Raw genomic sequence first — 11,045 nt, 5'->3', positions numbered from 1 at the left:
GGTAAGTTGCCTCAGAGGCCCTTCTGCACGTAATGTAACAAAAGGATTGTATAAGTTTGATGCAGCAAGCAAGCAGTTTAAAAGTGTTCCGTATGCTGTTTACAAGGATATATTTTCCATTGCAGAAGACCACTCGGGTAACTTTTGGCTTGGTACAGTAAATAGCATTTTAAAGCTTAACAAGAAATCCGGAGCAGTTATTCAATATCGCATAGGTAGTTGTGTAAGAGCCATTAGAATTGACAAAACCGGTAATGTATGGATTGGATCACAGGGAAGTGGTTTATGGAAATTAACACCAGGAAATAGCAAATTTTCCGTTTATACCGAAGAAGATGGCTTGCCCAATGACGGTATTTTAAATATAGAGGAAGATAATCAGGGCTATATCTGGCTGGCAACTAATAATGGTTTATCCAAACTTAGTCCGAAGCAGTTAAGCTTTGAAAATTATCATGCTGATGATGGTCTTCAGTCAAATCAGTTCTACTATAATGCTTCGGCGAAATTAAGCTCTGGCGAATTATTATTCGGCGGCATAAAAGGCTTTAATGTGTTCAACCCATCTGCCATTAAAGCAGATAAAAATTTCCCGGCCCTAACTGTTACTGGTGTTAACGTCTTAAATACCTCCATAACAGCACAGAGTGAGTATGTTGATAATGCTATTGGTATTCAGGAAGTTAGTCGTATTTCGTTACCATTCGAGAAATCATTGTTTTCGCTGGAATTTGCAGCTTTGGAGTATACGTTTCCTGAAAAAATACAGTATGCCTATATTCTAAGAGGAAAAGACAAGGCCTGGAATTATATCAAAAACGGAGTTCGGTCTATCAGTTATGCAAGTTTAATGGACGGTAGTTATACACTCGAAATTAAATCTACCAATGCATCCGGCGTTTGGAATCCCCAAAGCCGTATGGTCAGGATTACTGTTTTACCTCCGTGGTATCGAACCTGGTGGATGTACTGCCTCTATCTGACACTTGCCGGAGGGGGGGTATACACTTATATTCGTTATCAAAGACAAAAAGATTTTTTAAAATATAAAGTTAAACTAACTGCTCTTGAAGCGGCCAAGGAGGCTGAATTAAATGAAAAACGAATATCATTTTTTACAAATGTTGCTCATGAACTAAGGACGCCTTTAACCCTGATTGTCAATCCGATAAAAGACTTGCTTAACAGCGATGGCGTAAATATTCATTCTGTTGATGTGGGCGCAGTTTACAGAAACACACGGCGGCTTTTGAGCCTGGTAGATCAGTTATTGTTATTTAAAAGCGCCGAGAACGAGGTATCTGAGCTAAAGCCCGAGATATTAAATTTAAGTGAACTGTGCAATGAAGTGTTTTTATGCTTTAATAACCAGATAAAGGCAAAACACATCAAATATCATTTTGATAATGTAACAAACAGTTTGCCTGTTTTTGCCGATAGGGAGAAAATCGAGATAGTGTTGTTTAATCTTTTATCTAATGCGATTAAATATTGTGGCGAAAAGGGGAGTGTATCTTTTGTTTTAAGGGATGATGTTGATAGCGTTTCGGTGTTAGTGAAAAATACAGGGCCTATCATCCCCCCTCATGTTGGAGATCAATTATTTGATAAGTTTTTCAGGCTTAATCACCGTAAAGAATCGGCGAGGAAAAGTGGTTTTGGTATTGGCTTATTTGTTTCCAAAAAAATTGCGGAAATGCAAAAAGGAAGCTTAACCTATACGAGTGATGACGAGGCTGGAACGGTGTTTACTTATCAATTGCCAAAGAACATGGATAACATTTCTCCGGATTTTCAAAACGAAAAAAAATCCTCCGATGCTCATCTATTTGGCGAACTGTATATTGATTTTCCGGAGCCTGCATCTAAAGACGAAAAAACCATTTCAAAGAGTATGGATCAAGTTTTTAGCGACGTTGTCGAACGAAAACCTAATGTCCTTGTAGTGGACGATAATACCGAAATAAGGAATTTTCTTGAACAAATTCTTCATGATCATTATAACGTTTTTAAAGCAGAGAACGCCGAAGATGCCTTCAACATTGTCAGAAGCAAAGAATTAGATATTATAGTATCTGATATCGTTATGCCCGGAATAAGCGGCGTAGAATTTTGTTCCAACGTTAAAGAATCAGATGAGTTTGGCCACATTCCTGTAATTCTGCTTACCGGAACGACATCACCGGAGATTAAACTTAAAGGTATTGAATGCGGTGCAGATGATTATATTACAAAGCCGTTTGAAAGAGAATTACTTTTAGCCCGGATTAAAAGCATATTAAAGGGACGCGATTCATTAAAAAAATATTTTATTAATGATGTTACCCTTCAAAGTAATAACGAAAAGGTTTCTGAGGAATATAGTGCTTTCCTAAAGAAAGCGACTGAGATTGTTGAGCTGCATCTTAAGGATAAAGATTTTAATGTAAAAGTATTAATCCTGGAAATGAGAATGAGCCGATCGAATGTGTTTAGAAAGGTTAAATCTATCTCAGGCCTCTCTATCAGCGAATTTATCCGGTATATCCGGCTTAAAAAAGCAGCCGAACTGATGATCAAAACAGATATCCAGGTTAAAGAGGTTGCGTACGAAGTTGGTATCAATGATTCCCGATATTTCCGGAAACAGTTTCATAGGGTTTTTGGAATAAACCCTTCAGAGTATATTAAAAAATATCGCCGTAATTTTTTAAAAGCCCCGGGGAGTTAACAAGGCAAACGGATCTAAATAGTTAACGACGATTAGCTGTTATTAATAATAGCTAACGGAATAGCTTATAACGTAAGGAAGATATAAGCATCAAACGATACCTTTGTTTTTATTGCCTGATCCTGGTTAAATGATCCAGGTCCCTTCGGTACCTGTATTGGCCAACAAAAGGCACAAATATTTGAATGCGCCTAAATTGCACGATACATCAGTTTAGTGTTAATTATGTAAAAAACGTAATTCACTGATTGTTAAGTGTTAATATCGTGTTGTGTTTGAAATGTGTTAAGCTATGTTAACCCACTTTGGGGGAGTTAATATCTAACATTGCCGGATTCGGCCACTCATTTATTATAGTTTTACTCAGTTTTCTGATCTCCTTTCTGCTTGATATCTCAATATGCATTGGCGGGCGATGTGCTTAATCGAACCGCATTGGCATACATTTTCAGGAAAAGAGCCTTGAGCGCTTTTTGTCATAACCCATATTATCCATTTGGTAGAACTACCCAAATCTCCATGCTGTCTAAATTCAATTTGCACAGCCTGATTTACAAACCGGTTGACTGATCAACTGTCGGAATTAAATAATAATCTTTTTTTACCGAAATCTCTACAGCACAGAGTATTTGATCAATACATCATCAGTCATATATAAAACTTTTCATGAGTTTCTAACCTAAGTTAAAACCCCGATATGATGAAACATTTACTTGACCAATTGAAACGGATAAGGCAAAGAAAATCCGTTTTTCTTTTACTAACCAGTATCGGCCTGATTCTTTCAGGTATTTCACCTGTGAAGGCCCAAACTTTTGTACATCCCGGTGTGGCCTTTAACCGGGCCGACCTGGACCAGCTCAAAGCCAATATTACCAAAGAGCCCTGGCTTTCGGCTTACAATACATTTAAGAGTGACTACCATTCCCAACTAAGTTACTCTCCTGCTGCGCCGCAGCAAACCGTAACCCGTGCTCCCGATTTGAATAACGGACAATGGAAGAATGATATGATTGCTATCCACAACCTGGCGTTTATGTGGTGGTTTACAGGAGATTCAACTTATGCCCGAAAAGCTACTAATATACTTGATGGCTGGGCGGTAACCAATACCACCTGGGGTGGTAATGAATCTATGCTGGATATTGGCGATTATGCCCAGTATTGGGGCATAGGTGCCGAAATACTCCGCTCTACTTTTCCCGGCTGGACCGCGGCCAATACACAGCATGTAAAAAATTATTTTGCTAATGTGTTATTTCCAACTTCCTGGGTGCCTGGTCCCTTACGCGACCAGAACAAAGGCGCTCTTCAGTTAAAAATAGCCCTGGCTGCGTCTGTTTTTTGTGATGATGCCACCCGGTTTAATCAGGCGGTGGAAGTTTACAGGATGGATGCCGGGGGAGGCATGCGCAATTCACTGCCCAATGGCGAAGTTGGGGATGCAGGCCGCGACGACCATTGGCGCGTGCAGGCAGCTGCCCTGGCCTGGGGCGCAGAAGTTGCCTACAAGCAGGGGATAGATATGTTTGCCGAACTGGATAACCGGGTATTGGCAATCGGCGAGCTTTATCATAAATACGCCTTTGACGGAGCTACCATGACTTATATCCCGTTTGGGGGATATGCAAGTTATTGGACCAGCTGGGGGATTCAGCCCGGAGCAAGGGCCGGCGATATGACCAACCTCATTTACAGCGCTTATAATGTACGTAAGGGGGTAGCCACCACTAATACCGACAGGATGAGGGCCGCATTGATGCAGTCCGGGGCCACTAATTATTCTCCGGCCGGTGGTGATTTTTTATATCTGAAATCATCGGATACTTCTACCGCACATAGCTTATCCCCTGTATATTATCCTGCCGATCATGTGCAGGCGGTGAGCAACCTCACCAATATAGATATCGGTAATACCGGGTTGGCAGGCAGCGCTTCGTACAATAACGGGATCTGGACACTTAAAGGTGCGGGCACGTCCACCAGTACGGCCTTCAGTTTCAATTTCAAAAAAGTTAGCGGCGATGCCGGCCTGGTGGTAAAAGTTGAGAATATGTCGCTCACGAGCGGCGGCTGCGGTGTCATGTTACGCGAATCGCTGGCGCCTGGTTCTGCTTTTTATGATCTTTATCTTAACGGTACGGGAGGGGCCGGCAGGCATTGGCAACCCAAAGCACCCTGGTGGTTAAAAATTGAACGTGTAGGCACCCGCATATTTGTGTATCATACGCAGGATGGTGTTAACTGGACTAATGATGGTTGCTGGTATTCTGCAACAGGTTTCCCAACTAATTTGTACGCGKGATTTTATACCCTCTCCAATAATACTTCGGCGTTAAATACTGCCACGTTCAGTAATGTGGCGTATAGTCAAACCGCGCCAGCCGGTTCTCCGGAAATCAGCAGTGCTACCACAGCCACAGCTACCATTGGCGCATCGTTTAGTTATAGCATTATTGCCAGTGCTAATGCATCATCCTATAGTGCCGTTGGCTTGCCGGCAGGGCTTAGCATTAATACGGCAACCGGCGTTATTGCTGGTACGCCAACCACAACAGGACAAAGCGAAATTGCCATAGCTGCTACAAATGCCAGCGGAACAGGTACGGCAACGCTGATACTTAACACGATAAATAATCAAACGCCCGCGGCGCCTGCTTCTGCTGCGGCATCGGTTGTTAACACTACACAAGTTAATCTTACCTGGGTAGCTTCAGCTAACGCAACTAGTTATTCGGTAAAACGGTCGCTAACTTCCGGGGGAACTTACACAACAATTCAGGCAGGAATTACCGGTACTAATTTTACCGATGTATCTCCTGTGCCGGAAGTGAATAACTATTATGTTGTTACAGCCCTTACAGGGGATAAAGAAAGCGGTAATTCAAATGAAGTTTTTGCTGCCGTTCCTCCTGCAGCCCCGGCACAGCCCATTGTGGTTAACAAAAACAATGAAGTTGATCTGAGCTGGAGCAGCGCTTCGGGAGCAGCTACTTATAATGTTAAACGGGGCACAGTAAGCGGAGGCCCTTATGTTACTGTAGCCAATGTGTCAGCTAATACCTATGCCGATATTAATGTAAGTAACGGAAATTCTTATTACTATGTAGTTTCTTCTGTAGGCGCTACAAAAGAAAGTGCTAATTCGCCGGAAGCTTTTGGAGTGCCGGGTGCAAACTCATTTACATGGAGCCCAACAGCCATTACAGATTCATTGAACCTTGCAGGGAACTGGGTTGAAAATATAGTTCCGGTAAATCCAGCCATTATAACTTTTGGTGCGGCAAGTGATAGCCTTTTAACTAATGATATTACTGGTTTGGTAGCCTCAAGAATTCAATTTGGCGCAGCTGCCAACGGAAATATCATCTTTGGTAATGCCCTGACAATGAAGAATGACCTGGTTAACAACTCATCCAGACCTCAGACTTTAGCCACTCCGTTACTGCTAACTAATCAGTTAAACGTAAATAGCGCCGCAGGCGACGTTGTTTTGAACGGAGGTATAAGCGGAACAGGTTCCTTAATGAAATCCGGGGCGGCTGTTTTATACGTTAAAGGAAATAGTAATAATACCTATTCAGGAAACACAATTATTAGTGGTGGTACTGTAGCGGCAGCGGGCCTGGGAACCGGAACTGCAAGCAATCCTACAGCAGGCCCATTGGGTGTAGGCAAAATTCAGATGAATGGAGGGGCGCTGCAAGCTACGGCCGGTGCCGACCTCAAATTGTATAACGACATAGAAGTATTGCCCGGAACCAGTTTTATGTATGAAGATGTTAATTCAATATCTCTTTACGGAAAACTATTAGGCTCCGGTACCCTGCAGCATGACGGGAATGATTATGCAGGCCTTAATCTCCTGGGCGACAATAGCCAATTTACCGGCACCTTTATCTCAAAGTTGAGAAGCGGTAAACAGCGAATACGTTTCGGAGTTCCCGAATCAGGTAGTGCAAACGCAAACTGGTTATTAGATGCGAATGCCGTTGATTGTCAAAGTATCGGTTTTTCAAGTGGAACGCTAAACTTCGGTGCACTCAACGGTCGTGGTTATATCCGTGCCGATGCGGGCGGTGCGCCTGTTATCAGTATTGGCGCCCTTAACACTTATTCCAGTTATGGCGGAACCATTAACGCTAATGGCAGTAGTTTGATAGTTGAAAAAATAGGTACCGGCGTTTTAGAAATGTGGGGTAACCAGGCCTATGGCGGAACTACCACCGTAAAAGGAGGGAAATTATTGATAAACAATAACCCAACCAGTGGGGTTTTTGTTAGTCCTGTAATTATAGAACAAGGTTCACTGGGAGGCTGGGGACTAACTCAGTCCTCGGCAACTCTTGGAACCGGATCTGGTGCAGGTGCAATATTGGAGCCGGGATTTTTAAAGGTGGGCACTTTAAGTGTTGCAAGCCTTACCTTAAAGTCTGACGCTACCTACCAGGCCGAACTGAATTTGGGTACAGGTGTTGGCGATAGTGTTACAGCTAAAACAGTGACGTTGCTAAATAAGCCAAAGCTTGAATTAATTCCTATTGCGGGTACACTGCCATCAGGAGCTTCATATACGATTATTAACAATAGTGGAACTTCGCCTATTAACGGAATTTTCAACAACCTGCCCGAAATGTCTCTTATTTCGGCAGGAGGATATAGTTTCCGTATCACTTACAGAGGAGGAACAGGTAACGATGTTCAGCTATTGGACGACCGTTCCATACCGGTGGCGATTACCAGTGCATTAGCAGATACCGCGTTGATTGGCAGATCATTCTCTTACAGTATTACAGGTATTAAATCGCCAACCAGCTTTAATGCTACCGGGCTTCCTGCCGGTTTAAGCTTAAATGCTACTACCGGCGTAATATCCGGAACTCCAACTGTACCGGGAGCTTTTGCTGTTTCTTTAATCGTTTCAAATCAAGCCGGGGCAGATACAGCTGCCTTATCATTAACAATTTTAAGCACTACGGTACAAGGTGTTATAGTTGCCTCCGGCGATGCTAAGAATATAGTTGAGTGGAACCCGGTGGTAAACTTTAGCTACCATGTTAAACGTTCAACTACCTCGGGGGGAACTTATACTACCATCGGTTCGGTTTCGGGTACAAAGTTCACCGATACAAACGTGAGCAATGGAACCACGTATTACTATGTAGTAGCTGCTGTGGATAGTATAGGCGAAAATCCCATCAGTGCCCAGGTAGTGGCAACACCAAATACCGGGCAACTTACTTACCTGAAATTTGACGAAGCGAGCGGAACCCGGAGCATAGATAGCTGGGGTGCAAACCACGGAACATTAGCAGCCACTGCAAGCCGTAGTACTGGCAGAAGCGGACAGGCACTTAAACTGGATGCAACCGCTACTTCATATGCTACCCTTCCAACGGGTATAGTGAAGCCTTTATCTGATTATACCATATCCTCATGGGTGAAAATGGATGCATTAGCAAACTGGATGCGTGTATTTGATTTTGGAACAGGAACATCCAAGTACCTGTATTTATCCGTACAAACCGGAATTGCCGGCCAGGTACGTTTCGGGATTAAAAATGGAGGTTCAGAACAAGGGCTGAACTATACTTACACTGTTCCGCTTAATACCTGGACACACTTTGCAATTACTCAGTCGGGTACTACATTCAGTATGTATATTAACGGCTCTTTAGTTACTACTACTACAGCTATTACGATCAAGCCAGCTGATATTGACAGTACCACCCTAAATTACTTGGGTAAATCTCAGTTTCCTGATGCTATGTTTAAAGGATCAATTGATGAATTTAAGATTTACAACAGGGCTTTAAGTGCATCTGAAATTGCTGCCGGTTATTTAAGTCAAACCATAACGCTAAATTCTATTGCCTCAAAATTAATGGGCGATGATGATTTTGATCCTGCTGCTACCGCCTCTTCGGGCCTTCCGGTAACCTATACCAGTTCGGACACTACGGTCGCAAAAATTTTGAATGGTAAAGTTCACGTTCTTTCTACCGGAACCTCAACCATTACCGCTACCCAAGCTGGAAATAGCGTTTATTGGCCGGCGCCGGCACAAACAAAAGTATTATCGGTTGCCATTACCAACAATACTCAGCCTACAACTTTAATTGGCAAAACATTTACTTATACCATTACCATTAAGCCGCTCAGCAATTTTGCGGCAACAGGCTTACCGGCAGGTTTAAGTTTAAACAGTACTACGGGTGTAATATCCGGTACGCCTACCGTGTACGGTACTTTTCCTATCGCCTTAACTGCCAGCAATGGTAGTAGTACAGGTACGCAAACTATTACGTTAACCGTACAGAATATTGCAGTAAGTAATGTTATCGTTGCAGCAGGTGATGCCAAAAACATCCTGGAATGGGATGCTATTCAGAACCTGACGTACAATGTTAAGCGTTCAACCACATCTGGAGGGCCTTATACCACTATCGGAAATGTGAGCACTACCAGGTTTACCGATACTAATATTAGTAACGGAACTACTTATTACTATGAAGTTGCTTCGGTTGATAGTGTAGGTGAAATGCCTCCAAGCGCGGAGGTAGTGGCATTACCTAATGTTGGTCAGGTTAGTTACCTGAAATTTGACGAAACAAGCGGAACACGGGCCATCGACAGCTGGGGAGCCAATCACGGTACATTAGCAGCCACTGCAACCCGGAATGCGGGCCAATACGGAACATCTCTTAAACTGGATGGCACAGCCACTTCATATGCAACGCTTCCGGCGGGTATTATGAGTACGTTGAATGATTTTACCATATCTGCATGGGTAAGAATGGATGCACTGAGCACCTGGATGCGTGTGTTTGATTTTGGGTCAGGCGCTACGCAATATATGTTCCTTACGGTTCAGGCCGGTGTTTCCAGTGGTAAGTCCATTATTCGTTATGGTACCAAGAACGGTTCGACTGCAGAACAGAGTCTTAGCTATAATTACACGTTCCCATTAAATACCTGGACCTACCTGGCCGTAACACGGGCAGGAAACACCACTACGATATATGTAAACGGCGCATCCGTTGCTTCATCAACAAACATTACTATTAAACCGTCGGTGCTTGGAAATACCACGCTTAACTACCWGGGTAAATCTCAGTTCTCCGATCCGATGTTCAATGGGTCCATCGATAATTTAAAAATATACGGCAGAGCGTTGATTTCCTCAGAAATAGCTTCAGATATGTTAGGCGATCAAATTATAAATTTTGCCGCTATACCTGTCAAATCTGTAACTGACGCAGACTTTGCTCCCGGTGCTTCGGTAACTTCTGGTTTGCCCCTGAGTTTTAACAGCTCAGACACCACAATTGCAACTGTTGTTAATGGGAATATCCATATTAAATCAGCGGGAACGGCTGTCATTACCGCTTCCCAGGCCGGAAATACTGCTTACAAAGCGGCAACTTCAATAAATCAAACACTCACGGTTCAAAAAGCAGTTCAGACTATCGCGTTTAATGTACTTCCCTCGAAAAATGTAAATGATACCGATTTTGATGCAGGTGCCACCGCAAGCTCAGGCCTATTGGTATCCTACGCAAGCTCCGATACCACAGTTGCAGCCATCGTAAACGGGAAAATCCACATCAAAGGAGCTGGTACGGTGAGCATTACTGCGCTGCAAAACGGAAGTGCTATCTATCTTCCGGCAAGTTCGGTAAGTCAAAGCCTTACGGTAAACAAACTGACTCAAACGATTACTTTCAACGCCCTGCCTGCCAAAAGACCAGGCGATGCTGATTTTAGCATTTCCGCAACCGCTTCATCGGGCCTGCCGGTTAGCTTTGGCAGCAGTAATACAAACGTTGCTACAGTAACAAACGGGCTGGTTCATATTGTGGGAACCGGAACAACTGTTATTACTGCCAGCCAGGCGGGTAATGGAACTTATAAAGATACGACGCTTAGTCAAACCTTTACCGTTATTCCGCTTAACCTGCAGGTGCAGTACCAGGATGGTGATACCGGGCAACTGACCAATAACATTGCCCGCCCATATGTGAAGGTAGTGAATGCCGATTCCGTTGGCGTAGCCTACAGCGAGTTAACCATGCGTTACTGGTTCACTGCAGAAAATTATGCCGGCATTAATACCTGGATAGATTATGCCCAGTTGGGAAACAGTAATGTAAAAATGAAATATGTTCCGTTGGATCAGCCCCGGAATGGTGCCTTAGGTTACGTGGAATATAGCTTCACCGCAACAGGTAACCTTGGTGCTAACAGCAATACCGGGCAAATACAATCCAGGTTTGCCAACCAGGACTGGGGACTGTTGAACGAGGCGGATGATTATTCCCATCAAAGCAATACC

The 11,045-nt window shown here is 43.4% G+C and carries 2 protein-coding genes; both read left to right on the top strand.

Annotation, left to right across the window (positions count from 1 at the left end):
• Window positions 1–2,710: hybrid sensor histidine kinase/response regulator (locus AC1DPZ_RS15280; protein ID WP_477404848.1), on the top strand; the 2,710-nt coding region annotated here is incomplete at its 5' end.
• Between the two features lie 697 nt (window positions 2,711–3,407).
• Window positions 3,408–11,045, top strand: a 7,638-nt coding sequence (locus tag AC1DPZ_RS15275) for a LamG-like jellyroll fold domain-containing protein (RefSeq protein WP_477404846.1), incomplete at its 3' end; no start/stop codon positions are given.

Source organism: Mucilaginibacter sp. P4_G9 (assembly GCF_056400985.1).
Note: the sequence above shows the minus strand (reverse complement) of the source record. Positions and strands in the feature narration are given on the sequence as shown.